We start from the raw sequence: 20,790 nt of genomic DNA, 5'->3' as shown, positions 1-20,790 counted from the left end.
CTTAATGATGACTGAAATTAAAAATCCAATCTTACCGGGCTTCACCCCCGATCCGTCAATCCTACGGGTGGGTGAGGACTACTATATTGCCACGTCAACGTTTCACTGGAATCCGGGCATTCAAATCTTTCATTCCAAGGATCTCGCTAACTGGGATCTGATTGCCCATCCGCTGGCTGATGTTCCCGAGGTGGATCTGCGGGGAACCATGACTCCCGGCGGCATCTGGGCACCGGACCTGTCCTATGATGCGCAGACCAAATTATTTTGGATGACCTATAGCAAGATGAATAATCAGGATGGCCGGATGTTTGATGCCGATAATTATACGATGTCGGCTACTAGCATCCTGGGACCATGGAGCAAGCCGATCTACTTAAACTCAATTGGGTTTGATCCCTCACTCTTTCATGACGACGATGGCCGCAAATGGGTCGTGACGCTCGAATGGGAGACGCGGCTGGGCTATCAACATCCCGGCGCAATCGTGTTGGAAGAATTCGATCCGCAACAACAAAAGTTAGTGGGTGATCCCGTCCGGATTACGCGGGGTGGAACGGATCGTGGTGCCCAGGAAGCGCCTCATCTGTATAAGCACGATGGCTACTACTACTTGATGACGGCGGAGGGTGGCACCGGCTACGGTCATGCCGTGGTCTTACAGCGCTCCAAGCAAATTTCTGGGCCGTACGAGTCCGATCCTAAGAATCCCATCATCACGTCGACCCCTTACTACTATTATCGGCGGAATGATCCGGATGCGGGGCGGTCAGATCTGTACAACCCGGATGCGCCCCTACAAAAGGCTGGTCACGGGTCGCTGGTTTCTACGCAGACCGGCGAATGGTACGTTGCCCACTTATCCGCACGACCTTTGCCCGGGCTACACTCAATTTTAGGCCGCGAAACGTCACTTCAGAAAATGCAGTGGACCGCGGACGGCTGGTTACGGATGGCCGATGGTAGCAATTTAGCTAAGGCAACGACCCCAGGAATGACGGGGGTCGAGCTGGATCGCCCACAGCGACCGTTTAATCTGGTCGATGACTTTGGAAAATCAGAGTTAGATGTTCACTGGTTAACTCCATATAGTCGGCCGACCAAGGACTGGTTGAACTTGAATAATCAAGGACTACGGATGCGAGGGCGGCAATCATTCTTCTCGCGGATGGACGTTTCTCTCATGGCGACCGCGGTGACAAGTTTCTACGAGACTGCCACGACGAGTGTGAAATTCAAGCCGATTCACTTCTCGCAGTCCGCGGGGCTCGTTCTGTATTATGACAACCACAACTGGTTATTTGAACGGTTGAGCTACGATGAAATTAACGATCAAACGGTGTTGGATGTCGTGCAGGCCAAGCAGGGCGAACGGACCGAGCTGGAACCGGTTAAGATCCCCGTGGCTAGTTCAGCCGCCGAATTACGGGTCAGCACCAATGATGCGCAGGCACAGTTCGCTTGGCGTGAAAATGTTAACGAACAGTGGACGCCGGTAGGAAAGCCAGTCGACATTAGCTACCTGTCGGACGAGGATGTCGATGGCTTTACCGGGTTGATGGTCGGTATCGGCGCTTGGGACGCTTATCGGCGGGAATCCTATGCGGACTTCAGCTGGTTTATGACGGAGAATCAGGGTTAAGTCGATGAGAAGAGGTATTTCATGAGAGACTGGTTTCTCTGGTGAAATGTCTTTTTTATACTCCAAAAGGGAAAATTTAATTGGACGGCTATCTCTAAACGCTGACTAACCGCTTTATGTATAATACAATATGATTATTACTGGGTGCACAAGTCCTCTCAAAACTAAAACAAGCCGAAAACCAATAAATATTAGCTTGCCAAAGGGCTATATCAAGGATATTGTATATAGCAATGTTCCCCAATCTTACAAGCTGTTAATGAGAAATGTAAAATCATGTGTTCACGGTGGGATTGCGTTACAATTTAGGTAATTAAGGAGGAATCAGCGATGGCAGTGTTTACAGATGAACAGAAAGTAAAGATTCTGACGGATTTGGTGGCAATTCAGTCGGTCAATGATCATGAGCAAGATGTGGCGACGTATTTACAAAAATTATTTGCAGCGCACGACATTCAAGCCCGGTTGATTCCGCTGAGTGACACGCGGGCAAACCTGATCGCCGAGATTGGCACGGGACATCCCGTCCTGGGTGTTTCCGGTCATATGGATGTGGTTTCTCCCGGGGATGTGGCTACTTGGCAGCATGATCCGTTCACAGTGACCGCTCAGGCGGGAAAATTGTTTGGCCGGGGAATTACGGATATGAAAGCCGGTCTGGCTGCCCTCGTGATTGCGATGATTGAATTGCACGCCGCGGGTAAGCCGGAACATGGCGCGATTCGACTGATGGCAACTGTCGGTGAAGAAGTTGGCGAGACTGGCTCGGAAGCCTTTTACGAAGCGGGTACCATGAATGATGTCGACGCGTTACTCATCGGTGAGCCTACGGGATATCACATCTTCTCTGCGCATAAGGGCTCGATGGACGTGAAACTAACGTCGCAAGGCAAGGCGGCTCATAGTTCGATGCCGGAGCTGGGCCAGAATGCCATCGATCCTTTGCTCACGCTGCTGAATCAGGCAAATACTGCCTTTCGTAAGACTGACCGTGAGAGTGTCGTGCTGGGTAAACTAACGTTCAATACGACCGTATTCAACGGTGGTAATCAGGTTAACTCGATTCCTGAGACGGCGACTGCCGAGATGAACATCCGGACGATTCCCGAATTTGATAATGCCACCGTAACACAGGTTTTACAGCAACTGGTCACCCAGGAGAACGAACAAGGTGGACGCGTGACGATGGATATTTATATGTCACAGTCGCCAGTTGAAGAGCCGCGCGACAATGAGCTCAGTAATCTGGCAGCAACGATTGGCGCTGGTTATGCGGGCGCGCCGATTCCTAAGCTGGCCTTACCAGCGGTAACCGATGCTTCTAATCTGTTGAAGGATAAGGGACATAACTATCCCTTCATCGTGTTTGGTCCCGGTAACGAGACGGCTCACCAAGTCGATGAGTACGTTGAGCAACAGATGTACTTGGACTTCACCGTCCTCTATCAGAAGCTCATGACGGCTTATCTGGGGGAATGATTACAGAGAAAACAGTCTAGAAAAATTCGAAGGTAGCTAATTTGAACGACTTAAAAGCGCCTGAGAAAGTGTGAGGATCTACAGGAAATGTGTAGATCCTCACACTTTTTCAGACGCTTTATTGTGCGACCAGTTAGTATAAAAGATGGTATTCCTATTCAGCAAGCTGAAGGTAGTTCTGTAAATAATGGGCTAAGCCGTCGTGATTATTATCCAGCTCGGTCACGTCATTAGCCAGTCGTCTGATTGGTGCAGTGGCGTTTTGCATGGCAACGCCCCAACCAGCGTAATCAATCATTGCGCTATCGTTATGTTCGTCACCGAAGGCAATGATATTCTGACGCTGAATGTGGTAATGGTGGGCCAGAGCTTCCACGCCGGTGGCCTTTTGCACGCCCTTGACGCCTAACTCAACCACCGAATTGGGACCACCCCAGGGAGCGGCGTCAATGATGTCGCTGAAATGGTGTTGGAGATAGCTGAGCAGGTGTTCCTGATGACTGCGGTCGACCGCTACTGTCAGACTTGTAGGGTTCTCTTGTAACGTCTTGTGATTTAAAATTTCGTTAGATTTAAGAACGGTGGGAAAGAAGCCGACTTCGACTGGGTGCTGCCGAACGGCGAGAAAAAGATTCTTACCTTCAGCCGCAATCATATTGATCCCCAGCTCATCGCGGTGGGCGAGCAGGTCGAACGCCACTTCCTTGTTGAACGTGTATTGGTATTCCCCTTGCCAGTGTTCGTGGGGGATGTGGCCGAGACTACCATTAAAGTTAATCATGGGGCCATCCAGGTGAAGCTCGTCGTAAAAGTTTGACGAGATGCGGTTCGGTCGTCCCGTAACAATGCTGACGATGTGACCGGCTTCGCGGGCCTGAGTTAAAACGGCCTTGGTCTTAGCCGAGATCTGGGCGTCCGCATTTAAAGTGGTGCCATCTAAATCAATGGCGATTAATTTTCGTTCCAACAGAGAACACCTCGCATTTTTGAAGTAAAGTAACCCTTTCAATTTACCATAGTTTGGCCTGAGTTGCATCCATTTCAATCGGAGATGGGGTAGTGCTCTCATGGAGAAACGGGTATAATAGGCGAAGTGAAAGTGACAATTCTAGCATTATGTATATAGCAACTAATTAATTGTAGCATGCAATATGGAGGAATAACGGTGAATTTACCTAAGGATTTTATAACCAAGTATCGCCAACTGCTGGGAGCGGAGGCTGACGATTTCTTAGCGAGTTTTGAAACGACTAGTCTGAGCGGGTACCGAATCAATCCGGCGCGGCACCACTTGCCAGCAGAGTTGACCGCTACCCCGGAGGTTCCCTATGAGCCATGGGGCCACTTTGGCGCAGTTGGGGGTCGTACGTTGACCCACCAGAGCGGGGCCGTTTATAGTCAGGAACCCAGTGCCATGTTTGTTGGCGCAACCGCTGCTCCTCAGCCGGGAGAAAAAGTCTTGGATCTGTGCGCAGCGCCAGGCGGGAAGACCACCCATTTGGCCAGTTACCTTCAGGGCACGGGGCTATTGGTGACCAATGAAATTAATCGTAAGCGGGTTAAGGTTCTAGCGGAGAACGTGGAGCGCTTCGGTGTGCGGAGTGCCGTGATTTTAAACGACTCGCCAGATCGGTTGAGCCCCGTCTTCACTGACTACTTTGATAAGGTACTGGTGGATGCACCTTGTTCCGGTGAGGGCATGTTTCGCAAGGACCCGGAGGCGATGTCTTACTGGTCACTCGATTATGTTCAAGAGTGTGCGACGCGGCAACGGGAAATTATGACGGAAGCCTTAAAAATGGTTAAGCCAGGGGGCCAGCTAATTTACTCCACTTGTACCTTTGCGCCGGAGGAAGACGAGCAGATGATGGCCTGGGTCTTGAAGAACTTCCCCGACTTCCGGCTTGTGCCGATTAAGAAGGTCGGCGGCGTGGTCGATGCCCGTCCTGAGTGGGCCGATGGGAATCCAGAGCTGGCGAAGGCAGCGCGGCTGTTCCCCCACTTAATGTCAGGTGAAGGGCACTTCGTTGCTAAGCTGGAACGCGCTGCTGGTGATGGCCGAGCTGTTCACGGACAAGCGAAGTTAGGTAACCCCTTGACGGCCGATCAGCGTAAATTGTGGCAGTCATTTGCCCAGCAAGTCGGTGTCAGTGAGTTTCCCGACTTGGTCACGGTTAAGGATCAGCTCTTTGCGGTTCCGGCTGGGCTGCCGGATCTCAAAAAGTGCCACGTTTTTCGGCCCGGATTACACCTGGGAATGTTCAAGAAGAACCGGTTTGAGCCGGCGTATGCGTTGGCTTTAGCCAGTGATCCCCATACCGTTCAACAGGTGCTGTCCATTACGACGGATCAATGGAAGGCTTGGGTCCACGGCGAAACGTTTACGCTAGAAACAGCGCCACAAAAGGGCTGGTATTTATTGACGTGTGCCGACCAACCAGTTGGTTTTGGTAAAGTCGTGGGAAACACCGTCAAGAATTTCTTCCCTAAAGGGTTACGGTTCACCGTGTATGATACGGATAATGTGATGGTTTAACGACTAGAAGACAATAAAAAATCCCCAGTGAATGGTGGTCGATGACATTGACCGGCCGTTCACTGGGGATTTTGTTGTGCTGAGCATTTCTAATAAGTTAGTTGGCGCTGTCGACAATAACTCTCCAATTCTGGGGATAGCAGGAGGCGTTGTTGCCGTAGCTCGGCTACATTTTGCACGCCCAGTAGGGTCATAATGGTTTTTAAGCCGACTTGCCAGTCCAGTAGTTGGGCAGTCGTGGTGGCTTCGTCGGTTTTAATCAGACTGTGGAGAATGTGACCGGCACTTCCCACGACGGTAGCGCCCAAGGCGAGGGCCTTTGCGACATCCAGAGGCTGCCGAATTCCACCGGTAGCAATCACGGTGAGGTCAGGTACCTGCCGCGCTTCGAGTAGCGATTCGACAGTGGATTGTCCCCAGCCCGCGAGGTAAGTGAGCTCCTTTTCTGGGCGCCGAAAGTTTTCGATTTGCGCGAAGTTAGTGCCGCCGCGACCACCTAGATCAACGTATTGTACGCCTACTTGGACCAGTTGGCTGAGCGTTTCGTGAGCCATCCCGAAGCCCACCTCTTTGACGATGACGGGGACGTCTAGGGCTGCCACGATTTCACCAATTTCGGCGAGCCAGTGAAAGTCACGGTCACCTTCAGGCATCACGAGCTCCTGAGCAGCGTTGATGTGAATCTCAAGCGCATCGGCCGCCAGCATTTCCACCGCAGCCCGAGCTTGGGCGACCGAGTGACCGGCGCCAATATTAGCGAAGATCAGGCCATCCGGATTGTTTTCACGTAAGACGCTAAACGTAGGGACGGCCCGGGCATCTTTGAGCGCAATGCTCTGTGAGCCGCTGGCGACCGGCATACCAGTCGCCGCTGCGATTCTGCCCAGCATCGCGTTTACTTTACCAGTCCGGGGACTGCCACCGGTCATTGCTTCGATCATCATAGGCACCGGCAGAGTGAGCGGTCCCAGCTGGGTGTGAAGATCCACCTGGTCATAGGACATCTCGGGCAGGCTCTGATGAATAAAACGGAGCTGATCGAATTGGCTGGTGGCGCGGGGTTCGTAGAATTTTTCGGCCAACGAAAGGTGTTCATCTTTTCGATGGGCGTGGCGTGAAAGCTGTTCCATAATGATCTCCTTATTCAATCACGTGATGGACATTCAATTTTAGGGGCTCGATGCCGCGGTGTTCCCACTCGCGTAATAGACCGGCTAAATCCTTGGCCGCATTGATAATGACGATACCACAGTCCCCGCCACCGGCGCCAGAAGACTTGGCGGCACCGCCGATGTGAACGGCCACGTCGCACATCGTTTTGAGCAACGTGGTTTCAATGGTTACGTGGCTCAAGTCAGCTAGGCGATTGAGCAACTGACGATTGATGCCAATTTCGGCTTGAATGGCAGCTAAGTCTTGGGCGTGAAAGCCAGCGATCATGCGTTGCAGGCAGGCTTTACTCTCACGTAGAAAGGCGTGGTAGTCATCTCGCCGGGTTGCTTTAAATAGCGCCACCTTATCAACCAAATGAGAGGTTGAGGCGGGAGTTCCGGTCCAGCCAATCATGAGGCGAAGAGATTCGGGTGGCGTCAGGAGTTCGATCTGCAGTCCGGGCCAGTCCATATTGAGGAGGTCGCTGAGCTTGATCTCACGCCGAGCGGAAGCCAGCCAGTCACGGTCGAAAGCTTGATAGGCAATCCAACCACCGTAGACGGAGGCTGCAATGTCACCCAAGGAGCCGTTGCCTTGAACATCTAGGTGGGCAATAGCGGCCAACTTGAAGAGGCGGTCCTTAGGCATCGTAATATCATAGAATTGGCATAACGCCTTGACGGTGGCTACGGTAACAGCGGCTGAGGAGCCCAGACCGTACTTCTTACCGTCGGCGCTGTCCAGCTCACTATTCACGTTTAGGTGATAGATCGCCAAGGGCTTGCCTAGTGACTGCGCGTATTGTTCAGTCAGACGAATCGCAGATAAGATGTAGTGAAAGGGATTATCCCGATTGTCAAAAACGAGCTCACTTCCCTGGCGTTGCCAGTAAAGAGAGTTCTCTTGGTATTGTTTGGAGGCGATTCGCCCGTAGTCGTGACTTGGTGTGATCGTCACGGTAACGAACTGGTTCAAGGCAACGATAATTGCCGGATATCCCGGTTCGACGACGGCGTATTCACCAGCAATATAGAGTTTTCCGGGTGCTTGCGCGGAAATCAAAAAATCAGGTCCCTTCTGTAACATAGCATATTTTAAAATTGTTTTGAGTTGACTTAAAGCTAATCTAGAAATTGAATGCCCGGTCCGGGCTGCGCCACGATGATGTTGTCGGCACCAAATTGTTGTGCCAAGCGTGTCTGAATCGTGGCGACGTTGGTAGCCTTACAGAAGATCTTGAGGTTAGGGCCAGCGTCTAACGTATAATAGCATTCAATCCCTTCATGGCGGAGCAATTTGACCGTTTGCATGGCGGTTAGGGTATCACCGTTGAAGTAACTGTAAGGTGGCCAAGCACTCAGTGTTAACGCGTGCATCCGCATGGCATTGGACTCCAACGTTTCACCTACCGTGGTGAAATCTTGGGCAAGGATGGCTGGCTTGATGGCAGCGAGGTCGTCGGCGACAATCTGCTTCCAAGCAGGATAGTAGGGTGACGTGTTCACGCTATTTTGCATCCCTTGCCGAGAACTGACCTTCTTGTGGTGAGAGTCAAGGATTAAAGCGACAACGGCGATCGGCCAGTCCACCTTTTCAATCAACGGAACCGCGTATGAACTAAGATCGTCATGCCCAGCGTGCCATTCAACGAAGCCACCAAAGATGGACCGCGTTGCGGAGCCCGAACCGCGGCGCGCGAGGCGGGAGAGCGCGGTGCGATCCAACGAAAGCCCCGCAGCACGGCTAGCAGCCCCCGCTAAGGCCGCGAAGGCGGAAGCAGAAGAAGCCAGTCCCGCAGCCGTTGGCACATGATTGACCGAGGTGACCCGCGCAAAAGAGGTGCGCGAGGACTGCTGGCGCACTAGGTTTAAGAAATTATGTACTTTGCTAGCTTGTTGAGCAGTCAGCACTTGGTGGTTGACCGAAACGTGGTCACTCGTCAGCCCCTCATCGAAGGCGACCGTCGTCTCAGTATAAAATTGATCCAACGTGAGTGACAAGCTACTGGTTTGGGGGATGATGAGGTCAGTATTCGCTTTGCCCCAGTACTTAACTAACGCAATATTGGTGTGTGCTCGTGCAGTTACAGCTGCGTTCATTGGGGGTCCTCCTCTAAATTAAAGGCTTCGATCCAGGTGGCGGTTGCGCCGGCATCAACTAAACTTTGTTGAACCCGTTGGGTGGTTGACCGGTCGGGACACAGGGCAATCAGACAGCCGCCCATCCCGCCACCGGTCAATTTAGCCCCCAGCGCGCCGTTAGCCGTGGCAACCTGGGTGAGATGGTCCAGTTCACGCGAACTCACGCCCAGCCCCTGTAATTGCTGCTGAGCATCGCTGATGATTTGACCGAGTTGGCGCAGGTCGGGTTTAGCCAAGGCTGCGCGGGCGGCCACACTGAGTTGACCTAACGTCTGAATCTGCTGGTTGGTTTCAGTGGGCATCGTCGTTTGGCGTCGCGCCACGGCGGCAACGGCCTTACCAGTCTGACCCTTGATGCCACTATCGGCGATGACCAGGTAACCTTGTAAGGCAAAGGGAATCTGGGTGGTCTCCCGGTGTGGCACGAACCAGATGGGAACGTTTGAACTGACCGTCGCCGCGTCAATGCCACTCGGGTTGCCGTGGGTAATTTTCTCGGCAATTTCGGCATCGGCGAGCAAGAGGTCACGGTTCAATGGTCGCTCAAAGAAGGCGTAGAGTGCGCGCGTAATGGCAACCGCAACTGCCGCGGATGATCCCATCCCCCGTTCAGCAGGCAGATCACTGGTAATGGTCATTTCAAAGGGCGTTTGTTGACCGTCAAACCGGGTGAGTAAGGTGTCGATGAGCTTAGCAACGCCGGCTAAGTTCTGGCCTAAACGACTGATTGGTCCGTCAAAGTACCGGCTGTTTAGTCGTTGGCCGGTGGCTGTTTCACGGATAGTGACGTTAGTCGTCACCGAGGGTAGTGGCAAAGCAATGGCTGGTTGACCGTACACCACGCTGTGATCACCGATTAGAATGATTTTGGCATTACTTTTTCCGTGGACCGTTCTTCCCAAGGGTACTCGCTCACTTTCTTCATTAAAATTCCTACCAGAATATCATACTCTACTGATTGTCATTGTGCTAGTTTTGCAGTCGAAAATCCCGATTTCGACTAAAAATTAACCCTTTCTATAGAAAATTTTCCGAAAAAACACCTGCGATTATCACCAAGGCTAATCGTGATGATGAGATGGTGATCCTGATAGGTAGAGATCGGGGAGGACCCCGGATAACTCCGTGGTAGCACAACCCGCGTAAGTGGTGTATCATAGTGCCAGTTATTATCGCAATTGCGCAGAAATTGGTGAACAAATTATGGATAAAGACACGGTGTATGCGGTAGTTGATATTGAGACTACCGGGACCAGTGTGACAGATGGCGACCGCATTATCCAAATTGGGTGCGTCTTCGTTCAACACAATCAGATTATTAACCGCTTCGAGACGGATGTGAATCCGCTGCGAGAGATTCCGGCCAACATTTCACGGCTGACGGGAATCACCAACAAGCGGGTGCGGCATGCGCCACTCTTTGATGATGTGGCAGCAACTTTGTACAGCCAGTTGACCAATACGGTCTTTGTGGCCCATAACGTTAATTTTGATTTACCCTTCATTAACGCTGAATTTGCCCGCGTAGGCTATCCTGAGCTGACCATTGAAGGGCTCGATACCGTTTCATTGAGTCAGATTTTATTGCCGACAGCGGCGAGTTTCCGGTTACGTGATTTAAGTCGGTTATTTAATATTGAACACGATAACCCCCATTCAGCGGACAGCGATGCGAGTGCCACGGCGGAACTTTTCATCTTTCTCTTCCGTCGCTTGCGGGCCTTGCCGATGGTCACGCTACAACAAATGATTAACCTGCACCCAGAACTACCGCTCCAAACGGCAGCTCTTTTTGACGTGGCTTTGCGGCTCAACACGGAACGGCCGCGGCAACTCCCTAATTATCTGTACGTTAAAAATGGGCTGGCACTACGGCATGCCACCGCGCTTCCAGCCACCACGTTGGCCGCGCCGACTAAGTATCCGAAGACCAAGAAGCAGAAACAGAAATTGATGCCGGATAATTTGGAATGGCGGCCAGAACAGGCCAAAATGATGAATTATATTTACAATAATTATGCGGCCAGTGATCAGCATCCGGTTAAACAGATGATCGTCGAGGCTCCAACCGGAATTGGGAAGAGCTTGGGCTACTTGTTGCCGATGGCCTACCTAAGTCAGCAGGGACATACCGTGGTGATTAGTACGGCCACGACGCTGTTGCAAGAGCAACTGCTCGATCAGACCTTGCCGTTGCTTAACCAGATTGTGCCATTTCAGATTAATGCGGTGTTGGTCAAGGGAAGCCGCCATTACTTGGATTTGCAAAAATTTGCGACGACCCTCAAAGTTGCTGAGAGTTCTAAGCAAACGCAGTTGCTGAAGCTGCGTTTATTGGTGTGGTTAACCATGACCACGACGGGGGACTTAGATGAATTGCATTTAGCCACCTACCGGGCACCTTACTTTCAGGAAGTTGTTCACGAAGGGGCCGTTCAACCGGACAGTCCATTCTTTGACGATGATTTCTTGCGGCGGCGGGATGAACAAATGGCGCAGGCGCAAGTCGTGATTGTCAATCATGCTTATTTGAGTGAGCACGCTCAGGACTTGGGAGAACGCTTAGAACGGCCGTACCTGGTGATTGATGAAGCCCAGCACTTGGTAGAGAATACCTTACGTCAGCGGCGGACGCAGATTAAGTTTGCGAATCTGACCAATGCGTTGCACCACATTCAACGCGATATCAATCGGGAGATGGGGCCTAGCTTGTTAGGCCTATTCACGGGAGATACGCAAGCGGTTAATACGTTGCATCGTATGGTTCGGCTGAGTGAAAAATTAGAGGCCACGTTGAATCAACTGGTCAATCAACTCTTCTTAGCCTTCTTGGCCCGGCAACGTGGAAACAATCAGAACCAAACCATTGAAAAGTTAATCCCAACGGCAGCACTGAACGCGTTGCGTCCCCAGACGGATCCGTTAATGGCGACGATCAAGGAGGATACGACGGACCTGTTGGCCGAGTTGGCAGCGCTACGGCAAAGCTTTGACCGGCAGCGGGATCGTTTCTCAGCGCCAGAGCAGCATCTATTTGCCCAAGTCGATACGCGCGTTCATCAATTTGATGATGACGTTTTACAGTTGCAAGACATCTTTGCCCAGGTGACGAAGACCCAGACGGCCAGCTTGTTCTGGGTAACCATTAATCACGTTGGGGACCGGACGAGTCTGCAGTTAGCCAGTGGCTTGTTGGCGACCGAAGGCTTTCTACGCCGACAAATTTACAGTCACTTTCAGCCAGTGCTCTTGACGGGGGCGACCCTCTTCTCATCGGGACGGTCACAGTACGTTTTGGATCAATTCGATTTGGAACGGGAAGCCACGGTCACGCATCGGATGCGGTCGAGCTTTGACTACGCACAGCAAGCCCAGCTCTTTATTGCAGAGTCGGGGCCTGAGCTTAATCGGGTAGCGCCGGCCGACTATGTCACCTACCTGACGGCCGCCATTACGCAGATTGCGGGTGCGGTGAATAAACAGACGTTGATTCTATTCAACTCACTCAGTGTGATTGAACAGGTCTACCAGCAATTGGTTGATCAGCCCGAATTTGCCCAACGTGAGATCTTCGCTCAGGGGATCAGTGGGAGTCGTGAACGGATTGCCAAACGGTTCGCCACCAGCCACGGGGCCATTCTCTTGGGGGCGGCTAGCTTCTGGGAGGGCATCGATCTGCCCGCTGAACAACTGGAACTGTTGATTGTGACCCGGCTACCGTTCGATTCGCCCGATCGGGTCTTTGTGAAGGCGGACTATGCACGCTTAGAGGCGGCTGGCAAGAATCCGTTTTACAATGCGGCTCTCCCGGCAGCAACGCTGAAGTTGCGTCAAGGAGTGGGACGGTTAATCCGGACGCCAACCGATCACGGGGCCATTGTGATTCTGGATCAGCGATTGGTCGAGCGGCAGTACGGACAGAGTATTTTACGCGCCTTGCCGGCAGACTTGCCGCGTACCACCGGAGACGTGACGACAATTTCCCAAGGTTTAATTAATTTTTTTGAAAAACAGCCGGCCGGTCCCCAGACGCCACCGGAAGTTTGATATAATTGGAGCAGAATGAATTCTGACAAGGGAGTACGATGGAAAATTGATGAGACAACAGTATCAACGACGCCAACGGCCGCGGCACTGGGTATTACTCAGTGTGTTAGTGGTTATCCTGGTGTTGTTGCTGAGTGCGGGTTATCTGATTCATAAGGCCACGAAGCCACTCAGCCAAGACCAAACGCGGGCCGAATCGGTCGCCAAAAAAGCGGGTCATTTGACGAGCACCAGCGATTTCTACTGGACAAATTTAGATACAACGTACTACACAGTCGTAGGGAAGAATAAGGCGAAGCAGGCGGTCTATGCCATCGTGCCCAAGACTGGCAATGATGTCACCGTTTTGAAGCAAAGCGCGGGCTTATCTCGCAATGCGGCGTTGCAAAAGGTTTGGCAACATAACCCGAAGAAGGTTTTGTCAGCGGCATTGAGTATGTTTAACGGGAAGCCAGCTTGGCAGATTAGCTACCTGAATAAGAGTGGTAAGCTCTGCTACCTCACGTACCAGTACAGTAACGGAAAAGTTCTCCAACAAATCTCCAATATCTAACGAGGAGGCAGGTCATATGCAATTGTCCCAACGGGCATTGGCGGTTAGTCCGTCAGCAACATTGGCAACGGGCCAAAAAGCCCAGTTGCTCCAAGCACAGGGCGTCGACGTGATCAATCTTAGTGTTGGTCAGCCGGATTACGCTACTCCGCAAGCGATTAAAGATGCGGCGGTGACGGCGATTCAAAATGATCAAGTGAATGGCTATACAGCGACTGAAGGGGTGTTGCCACTGCGGCAAGCTATTGCGGTTAATCTGGCAACACTGCACGGTGTACAGGTTGACCCCAGTCAAGTGGTCGTCACGACGGGTGCCAAAATGGCGCTGTACGCACTCTTTCAAGTGCTGTTGAACCCGGGGGATGAGGTGCTTTTGCCAGCGCCTTACTGGGTGAGCTACAGTGAACAGGTCAAGTTAGCGAGTGGTCAGCCTATCGAGGTGGCACCCACGGCTTCACTGAAGGTGACCCCGACGCAATTGGCACAAGCCTTAACGCCAGCAACCAAGGCCGTCGTCTTGAATTCACCGCAGAACCCAAGTGGCACGACTTACACGCGGGCGGAACTCCAAGCGATTGGTGAATTTGCGGTAGCCCATGACTTGACGGTGGTTGCCGATGAAATTTATGGCGAATTGCTCTATGACACGTCGCACGTAGCGCCTTCAATGTTAGGCATTTCCCCTGAGATTGATGACCATACGGTGCTGATTAATGGTGTCTCGAAGACTTATGCTATGACGGGTTGGCGGATTGGGTATGCGGTGGCTAACGCAAAGATTGCTAGCGCGTTGAAGACCGTTTTATCACACATGACGGGTAATCCGGCAGCTGTGAGCCAAGCGGCGGCAACGGCGGCGTTAACGGGGGATCAATCAGCGGTGACGCAAATGAAGGCTGGATTCAAGCGGCGGCGTGATGCCATTTATCCGCAATTAGCGGCGTTACCGGGGTTTAACCTCACTAAGCCGGCCGGTGCCTTTTATTTCTTCCCGGATGTGACTGCCGCTATGGCGCTCAAACACGTGAAGAATACGACCGACTTTGTCGCGTTGATGCTAGATGAAGCACACGTCGCTACCGTTACCGGCGAAGCCTTTGGGCTACCAGGGCATATTCGGTTAAGTTATGCGACGGATTTAGCAACCCTGCAACGCGCAATGGATCGGCTGAAAGATTGGCTGAGTCACTAGTCACTTGTGGTTAAGCGAACGCACGCATGAGTAGTGGAAAAATAGACTTGAAATGATGAACGATCGAGTTGCCGCGAGGGTGCTCGGTCGTTTCTTGCCATCAGTAGATGAACTAAATGTGGGAGGAATTTGCATGGAGGAATTTGCACAACGGTATATTCAAGCGGGCCAGACGAGTATCGCCAATTATTTGCTGGATCATTTTCGCGAGGTGGGAATGACTACCGATCAATTATTGGTGTTCTTGCAGCTACGCCGGTATATTGATCGGGGCCAGCGGATGCCCGAAGCTGATATTTTGGCGGACCATTTAGGTTGGGATAAGCAACGGGTCTATCAGGTGTTGCACGAATTGATTGCGAATAAGTTGATGACCATTACGAGTGTGCCCGACGCACAGGGACAGAAACAAGATGCGTATGACTTTCACCTATTGACCGAAAAACTCAGTCAGCTGGCTGTGCAGACGACGAAAAAGGCAGCCAAGGTTTCCGCAACCAACGATCGCGCCACGGTATTTAATCAGATTGAAACCGAGTTTGGCCGGCCGCTGTCACCGCTAGAGATGGAGAGCATTAATCAGTGGTTGGACGAGGACCATTATCGACCAGAATTGATTCAGTTGGCGTTAAAGGAAGCGGTATTGAGCCAGGCTTACAGTCTGAAATACATGGACCGCATCTTGCTCAATTGGGAAAAGAAAAACCTCAAGACAGCGGCACAGGTGCAGCGCGAAAAGGAACGCCAGCATCCCCGATCCAATGCGGCCAACCCGGCAACGCCTGGCAATGATATTCCCGACGTCCCGATTTTTAAATTGACGGATAACTAGGGCCTATTGTGGAACGCATGGTTGACTTTAACCGTAACCGCGTCTAGGTAATTTAAAAGAAAATAACCTATAAAAGATCCAGTGGCGCAATTTTATCGGCCACTGGATCTTTTGAATTGAACTATTTGACTAATTTAACGGCATGCTTCGTGTAAACGACGTGCCAGCCCTTTGAAAGCCCCGTCACGTGGGCAAATTTACCCTTATGACTATGGAAGGTCATAATTGTGGCGCCATTTTTCAAATGACCATTCGTTAACTTTAACGTACCAGCTAACTTGGCATTCTTCTCAATGGTTAAGCGGGCAGTCTTCGCTAGGGATAATTGGCCGTTCTTGGCTTGTTGGTAGTGTCCCTTGATAACGGCCTTTTGAGTGCTTAGTTGAAGGGAACCGCGCTTGACTTGCACGCTACCCTTACCAGTAGCTGTGGTGGAGGCTAATCGTACTGTGCCACCCTTTACGCTCACGCCACCGGCATAAGTGTTGTTCCCACTCAATTGGAGTAAGCCACTACCGGCCTTGATTAATGATCCCTTACCGGAGATGTCGTTACGCCAATTATCTTGGGCGTTGAAGCCGCCCTTAGCAGCATTCATTTTAACCGTAACGGCGTCGTTAAACTTGCCATAACCACTGGCAGCGGAGAAGAGGTCTAAGCGGCCCCAACCTTCGGCATCATCCATTAAAGGATAACCGGAAGGCATACCAGTCGTGAACAGAACATCACGACGTTGCGTGTCCGTCAGATAAGGGAGGCGAGTTGCAAGCAAAGCTTCGGCCCCCTTGGGAACGTGCATGTCAACGTTGGGATTTCCGATTTGCTTGAAGCCGTAAGTCATTCGGTACCGGTAGTCGTCCCGGTTCTTTTGGTAGTCAGCGAAATCATCCTGGGCCGAAGTATCTCTGCTTCCTAGTAAATCAGCAGAATGAGCGGCATCATAAGCCTTTTTCATCATGTCCTGGTTACTGAAGTTATTCAAAGCGGAAGCGACAACGGCACTTCCGGCCATCCGGCCACCCATCACTGCAAGCGGCGAGTGGCGGCCGGCGATGACACGGTCAAGTCCAATCTCTGAGGAACGCGTGAGGAGTTCTTGGAATCTTTCTGGGAACGCGTAAGCTAGTGACAGACCATCTTCGAAGCCAGTGGTGGTGTGGCCGCTAGCAAAGTCAAAATCGGTTGCGGGAGCTGCAGCCATAATTTTTGAAAGCGCGGGTAAGGGTTTAACGTCGGTACTCCAACGATAAGGGCGTTGGTAGCGAACAACGCTTTTTACAATTCCGGTGTTGGAATAGGCTGTGTAGGAATTGTGATTCATGAAGGCCACGATCGGTCCTAATTTGGCATGTTCATCGGCCCAATCAACGTGGGCGTGCTTTTGGTTGACCGGGTCGGGTGTGCTTGGCATTTTGTGGAAAGGCGTTTGCGCATTTGCATTTTTAATAAATGCGGGTGCATAGGGGCCAAGCGCGTTAATAACGCTGTAGCGAAGATCACGCCGGTCGGTTAAGTAGGAGCGTTCTTCTTCTGCGGGTGTTCGATTCTGGGTAATCTGTGCTGACTTGTCAATGTTTTCCTGCATTAACTCTTTATTCAGATTTTTGCCGTCCGCGTAGTAGTTGGAAAATTCGGAAAGCATCCCGATCATTGGATTGTTGGCCGCCGTCTTGTAGGTCGGCACGTTTTGCTTATATGTATCCGTAAAGTAGCCATAAACGGCCCGTTGCGGCGCTAATTGCGCAGTTGTGCTGGCTTGCGCCACGTTGGTTGCTAGGGGAAGCGTTACGGCTGCCAATGAGAGAATGGCGGTGACCCGTTTAGTCCATGTACGTTGTCTGGTTTTCATTGAAACTCCTGCCTTTCACTTTGAAAGATATATTTTGATTCTGTGGTTCAATTTTCATCATACCTGACTTGAATCATAATGTGGGCGGCTTCATCAAACCTATACGTGAACCATACCAAACCGATACACAACGATGAATACGCTAATATTTGAGTATTGCAAGACTAATAATGACCTGTTTTCATTAATTTTTCAGTAAAAAAGACCACCTCGTTTTGAGGTAGTCCAATGTCGTTGGCGTTTAACACGCAGTCGCCAAACAGTCATGTTGAAATCAGACGGTTAAATCAAAAAAGCCCGTTGAAGAAATTCTTCAACAGGCTTTGACCGGTTAAGCTAGCCGGCAATGCTAATCCTTGTCGTTGTCCTTGTTCTGAGTGGTTGTTGCCGATGATGTGTCGGTGGAATTAGTAGAGTTGTCGTTGTCATCATGTCCGTTGTTGCCACCAGTCGTCTGCTCAGTGCTTGATGATTCCTTGCTGGCACTCGATTGACTGGTTGTGGACGATTCTGTCCGGTAACTGCTACTTGAATTGGTCGTCACCTGGCCGTTGGTACTGTAGGCGGAGGAGCTAGTGGTATTCGTTGACCCGTACTGGCTCGTCGCGGTGGTGTCAGAGACGGTACCAGGATGTCCAGTGACATAGTATTCCGTCTTGCCATTTTGCCGCGTTTCCGTGACGGTGCTTGGCTTAGTCCAGTCCGTATTGGTCGACTTGGAGGCCATGTAGCTCATGGTGTACTTGTAAATTTCTTGAGCGATCGTTGTCTCAGACTCGCTGACGTAGTGACCCGTCTGGAACTGTTTGTCGTAACCCGTCCAGACAGAGACGGCGTAGTTCTTGGTGTATCCCGTGAACCAGGAATCCATCGTGGCGCCATCCGGGACCTTGTCCGCGTAGTCATCAGGGTAGGAATCAGTCCCAGTCTTACCAGCTTGATACAGGCCGGAAATGGCGGCGGAACGACCAGAACCATTCTCGTTGGTCATGACGTCTTTCATCATGTCCGTGAGCATGAAGGCCGTCGCCGCACTCATGGCCTTCTTACCAGTCGAGGCGTAGTTGTGCGCTTTACCATCCTGAGTCACAACTTTAGAAACCAGGTAAGGCTTGTAGTAGGTCCCACCGTTAGCGAAGGCGGCATAAGCGGCGGCTTCCTGCTCAGTGGAGATGTAGAGGCCAATCCCATTTTGCAGGGTTAACGTCTTATCAAATGACATGCCTAAGCCGTTAAGGAAGGTTGTGGCTTTCTTGATCCCAACGTTTTGTAAGGTTCGAATAGCGGGGATGTTTCGAGATTCGTACAAGGCCTTCCGCATGGTGATGGTCCCTTGATACTGCTTATCCCAATCGTAGAGGTTTTTATCCGTGCCCGGGTAGGTAAATGCCGTATCCTTAACCGGCTCATAAGTTGGGTAGTTGAGGTACTCGATCGCTGGACCATAATCCATTAGGGGTTTAGCCGTGGAAGCACTGGACCGGTCAGTTTGAACAGCGCGGTTCAGGCCAAAGGTGACATTACCAGTCTTACGGCCACCGATCATTGCGACAACCTTCCCATTATTAGGATCGACAATGGTTGACCCGACTTGGAACTTGCTAGAAGGGAAGTTAACGTAGCTACCGCCATTGACGATGTCGTACACTTTTCTCTGAGCACCCATGTCGAGGTTAGTGTAAACTTTGAGGCCACCAGTTGTCGTGTTGTAGCCCTTGGTCTTGAGTTCGGCGTACACCTGCTTGAGGTAGGCGTCGATCACTTTAGTTGTCTTAGCACTGGCAGTAGCCGTTGACTTGTGAGTTGTGGCTAAACCAGCTTTAACACTCGTTGCCTTAGCCTGAGCGGCCTGAGCACTGGTGATGACATTGTTTTTGGCCATGGCATCGAGGACTAGGTCCCGGCGCTTCTTAGCCAGCGCTGGGTAGGTTGTTGGATCGTAATTAGTTGGTGATTGGGGCATCCCCGCCAACATGGCGAGTTGGGACAAGTCCAATGCTTTTAAGTTTTTACCGTAGTAATATTGGGCGGCCGTTTGCATCCCGTAGACACCATTACCCATGTAAACCTTGTTGATGTAGTATTCGAGGATTTGATCCTTAGAGTAATTGTGATCAACCTTCAGCGCTAGCCAAGCTTCTTGCGCTTTACGCTTCAAAGTTCGGTCAGAAGCAGCCGTTGAGAAGACGGAGAGCTTAACCAGTTGTTGCGTTAAGGTACTCCCACCTTGCATTCCGAGTGACGAACCAGTGACGTTGGCCAGTGCAGCACCAACGATTCGGATAGGATCAACCCCGCTGTTCTTGTAGAAACGACGATCTTCAGTGGAGACGACTGCTTGTTTCAGTGCTGCCGGAATGTTCTTGGATTTAACGTAGCTCCGGTTCTGCGCGCCCAACCGTGAAATGACGGTCCCATTGGCATCGTATACCCGAGTTGAGGCGTCGCTGGAGAGGGCGGATTGGGAAATCTTCGGTGCGCTTTGCGCGTAGAAAAAGAAAAGTCCAGCGCCGAAGAGAATGCCCAACACCCCAATGGCGATAATGATGAAAAGAACGCGACGAAAAGTCCGCCAACCATTATGGGGACGTTTGGGACCGCCCGTATTTCCAGTTTGATTGACGCGACGTTCGGCATTGCGGCTCATCCGAGTCTCTCTGCTTGAATTGTTACTAGACATGGTAATCTCCTTTGCATTTAAACGTGTCAGCTACCGCTTAAGTAGCTGGTCCACGGCGTTAAGATAGGGCACCGGCAATTGTAACTGCGCGATGAGCTTGATACCACTAGCGGCGATGTCCGTGTAAGGAATGGACTTACGCCCACCGTTAGCTTGATTATCCCAGAAAGTAAATAGATCAGATGCAGGATATAGGAAGGTTTCTTGGCGACTAACGAATTTAATAATGGCAAAACAGATGCCGCCTTGACCTAGACAGGCCCGCATATGATCAATCTGGTGTTGATGAAAATTCTTCAGTGGAAATGACGCCTTGTTTTTGGTTTCCTTAGCGTCGAAATCCAGATAATGCCCTTGATAGACGCCATTGTAATCAGTCGTGGACGCGGTACTAAAGTAGGCTTCCTTGATGACGGCAGCGCTCCGCTTAGGGTAATCGACCTTGACAATTTGAATCGGGGTGGGCTTTTTATGTACCACCGCGAGACCATGCGTCTGATAATAGGTATTACTTTGATTTAGCTCCTCTTCCAGTGTCATACCGCGTTTACCGTAGTTGGTATAGCGACTGGCAAATTTGGGCCCCGTTGATGTGGCTGGTGCTCGATAAGCATTTCCGTTGGGGTACCGAATAGTCATTGGTTCCTCACTCCTTAGTTGAAAGCAGGCTTTCATTTGCGGCCCAGT

General features: G+C 51.3%; 15 protein-coding genes. 7 read left to right on the top strand and 8 right to left on the bottom strand.

From position 1 onward, the window contains the following. Positions 1 to 7: 7 nt before the first annotated feature. Both HF569_RS08465 and HF569_RS08460 read left to right on the top strand, forming a co-directional pair. Entirely contained in the window at positions 8 to 1,642 is a 1,635-nt protein-coding gene (locus HF569_RS08465) for a glycoside hydrolase family 43 protein (RefSeq protein WP_168902090.1), read from the top strand. A gap of 330 nt (positions 1,643 to 1,972) precedes the next feature. Beyond that, entirely contained in the window at positions 1,973 to 3,121 is a 1,149-nt protein-coding gene (locus HF569_RS08460; RefSeq protein ID WP_168902089.1) for an ArgE/DapE family deacylase, read from the top strand. Between the two features lie 154 nt (positions 3,122 to 3,275). Here HF569_RS08460 and HF569_RS08455 read toward each other — a convergent pair whose 3' ends face one another. Next, positions 3,276 to 4,088: a Cof-type HAD-IIB family hydrolase gene (locus HF569_RS08455; protein ID WP_168902088.1), complete on the bottom strand. Its 813-nt coding sequence runs from the start codon at positions 4,086 to 4,088 to the stop codon at positions 3,276 to 3,278. A 198-nt stretch (positions 4,089 to 4,286) separates the two neighbouring features. Here HF569_RS08455 and HF569_RS08450 point away from each other — a divergent pair, with 198 nt between their 5' ends. Further along, positions 4,287 to 5,657: an RsmF rRNA methyltransferase first C-terminal domain-containing protein gene (locus tag HF569_RS08450; protein WP_168902087.1), complete on the top strand. Its 1,371-nt coding sequence runs from the start codon at positions 4,287 to 4,289 to the stop codon at positions 5,655 to 5,657. 89 nt (positions 5,658 to 5,746) lie between these two features. Here the strand turns inward: HF569_RS08450 and fni are convergent, their stop codons facing one another. The 4 genes from fni to mvk are packed head-to-tail and all read right to left on the bottom strand — an operon-like array spanning position 5,747 to position 9,852. Beyond that, a complete protein-coding gene (fni, locus tag HF569_RS08445) occupies positions 5,747 to 6,787 on the bottom strand; it encodes a type 2 isopentenyl-diphosphate Delta-isomerase (RefSeq protein WP_168902086.1) in 1,041 nt (346 codons plus the stop codon). A 10-nt stretch (positions 6,788 to 6,797) separates the two neighbouring features. Next, positions 6,798 to 7,871 (bottom strand): phosphomevalonate kinase, encoded by a 1,074-nt coding sequence (locus tag HF569_RS08440; protein ID WP_168902085.1) that lies wholly within the window; start codon positions 7,869 to 7,871, stop codon positions 6,798 to 6,800. A gap of 59 nt (positions 7,872 to 7,930) precedes the next feature. After that, entirely contained in the window at positions 7,931 to 8,908 is a 978-nt protein-coding gene (gene mvaD, locus HF569_RS08435) for a diphosphomevalonate decarboxylase (protein WP_168902084.1), read from the bottom strand. After that, a complete protein-coding gene (mvk, locus tag HF569_RS08430) occupies positions 8,905 to 9,852 on the bottom strand; it encodes a mevalonate kinase (RefSeq protein ID WP_168902083.1) in 948 nt (315 codons plus the stop codon). The genes mvaD and mvk overlap by 4 nt, the downstream gene beginning before the upstream one ends. Positions 9,853 to 10,153: 301 nt before the next feature. On the opposite strand from mvk, the gene HF569_RS08425 reads away from it, so the two are divergent. The 4 genes from HF569_RS08425 (at position 10,154) to HF569_RS08410 (ending at position 15,574) form a co-directional block, all read left to right on the top strand. Continuing rightward, positions 10,154 to 12,997, top strand: a complete 2,844-nt coding sequence (locus tag HF569_RS08425; protein WP_168902082.1) for a helicase C-terminal domain-containing protein — start codon at positions 10,154 to 10,156, stop codon at positions 12,995 to 12,997. Positions 12,998 to 13,046: 49 nt separating this feature from the next. Then, the gene (locus tag HF569_RS08420) at positions 13,047 to 13,550 is read left to right on the top strand and encodes a cell wall elongation regulator TseB-like domain-containing protein (RefSeq protein WP_168902099.1); all 504 of its coding nucleotides are present in this window, start codon (positions 13,047 to 13,049) and stop codon (positions 13,548 to 13,550) included. 16 nt (positions 13,551 to 13,566) lie between these two features. Beyond that, positions 13,567 to 14,742 carry a pyridoxal phosphate-dependent aminotransferase gene (locus HF569_RS08415; RefSeq protein ID WP_168902081.1) on the top strand — a complete coding sequence of 392 codons (1,176 nt, stop codon included), beginning with the start codon at positions 13,567 to 13,569 and terminating at the stop codon, positions 14,740 to 14,742. Between the two features lie 133 nt (positions 14,743 to 14,875). Further along, entirely contained in the window at positions 14,876 to 15,574 is a 699-nt protein-coding gene (locus HF569_RS08410) for a DnaD domain-containing protein (RefSeq protein ID WP_168902080.1), read from the top strand. Positions 15,575 to 15,695: 121 nt separating this feature from the next. On the opposite strand, the gene HF569_RS08405 is transcribed toward HF569_RS08410, so the two are convergent. The 3 genes from HF569_RS08405 to recU form a co-directional block, all read right to left on the bottom strand. After that, positions 15,696 to 17,423: a phosphatase PAP2 family protein gene (locus tag HF569_RS08405; RefSeq protein ID WP_168902079.1), complete on the bottom strand. Its 1,728-nt coding sequence runs from the start codon at positions 17,421 to 17,423 to the stop codon at positions 15,696 to 15,698. Between the two features lie 349 nt (positions 17,424 to 17,772). Then, positions 17,773 to 20,103 (bottom strand): transglycosylase domain-containing protein, encoded by a 2,331-nt coding sequence (locus tag HF569_RS08400; RefSeq protein ID WP_168902078.1) that lies wholly within the window; start codon positions 20,101 to 20,103, stop codon positions 17,773 to 17,775. Positions 20,104 to 20,133: 30 nt separating this feature from the next. Then, positions 20,134 to 20,742 (bottom strand): Holliday junction resolvase RecU, encoded by a 609-nt coding sequence (recU, locus tag HF569_RS08395; protein WP_168902077.1) that lies wholly within the window; start codon positions 20,740 to 20,742, stop codon positions 20,134 to 20,136. Positions 20,743 to 20,790: the final 48 nt, after the last annotated feature.

Origin of the sequence: Levilactobacillus tujiorum (assembly GCF_012641185.1) — a bacterium.
Classification (GTDB): domain Bacteria; phylum Bacillota; class Bacilli; order Lactobacillales; family Lactobacillaceae; genus Levilactobacillus; species Levilactobacillus tujiorum.
Note: the sequence above shows the minus strand (reverse complement) of the source record. Positions and strands in the feature narration are given on the sequence as shown.

Coding starts and splice junctions, on each gene's coding strand:
- HF569_RS08425 (WP_168902082.1), top strand. CDS start 10,154: ATGGATAAAGACACGGTGTATGCGGTAGTTGATATTGAGACTACCGGG.
- recU (WP_168902077.1), bottom strand. CDS start 20,742: ATGACTATTCGGTACCCCAACGGAAATGCTTATCGAGCACCAGCCACA.
- HF569_RS08460 (WP_168902089.1), top strand. CDS start 1,973: ATGGCAGTGTTTACAGATGAACAGAAAGTAAAGATTCTGACGGATTTG.
- HF569_RS08465 (WP_168902090.1), top strand. CDS start 8: ATGACTGAAATTAAAAATCCAATCTTACCGGGCTTCACCCCCGATCCG.
- fni (WP_168902086.1), bottom strand. CDS start 6,787: ATGGAACAGCTTTCACGCCACGCCCATCGAAAAGATGAACACCTTTCG.
- HF569_RS08410 (WP_168902080.1), top strand. CDS start 14,876: ATGGAGGAATTTGCACAACGGTATATTCAAGCGGGCCAGACGAGTATC.
- HF569_RS08405 (WP_168902079.1), bottom strand. CDS start 17,423: ATGAAAACCAGACAACGTACATGGACTAAACGGGTCACCGCCATTCTC.
- HF569_RS08400 (WP_168902078.1), bottom strand. CDS start 20,103: ATGTCTAGTAACAATTCAAGCAGAGAGACTCGGATGAGCCGCAATGCC.
- HF569_RS08415 (WP_168902081.1), top strand. CDS start 13,567: ATGCAATTGTCCCAACGGGCATTGGCGGTTAGTCCGTCAGCAACATTG.
- HF569_RS08420 (WP_168902099.1), top strand. CDS start 13,047: ATGAGACAACAGTATCAACGACGCCAACGGCCGCGGCACTGGGTATTA.
- mvaD (WP_168902084.1), bottom strand. CDS start 8,908: ATGAACGCAGCTGTAACTGCACGAGCACACACCAATATTGCGTTAGTT.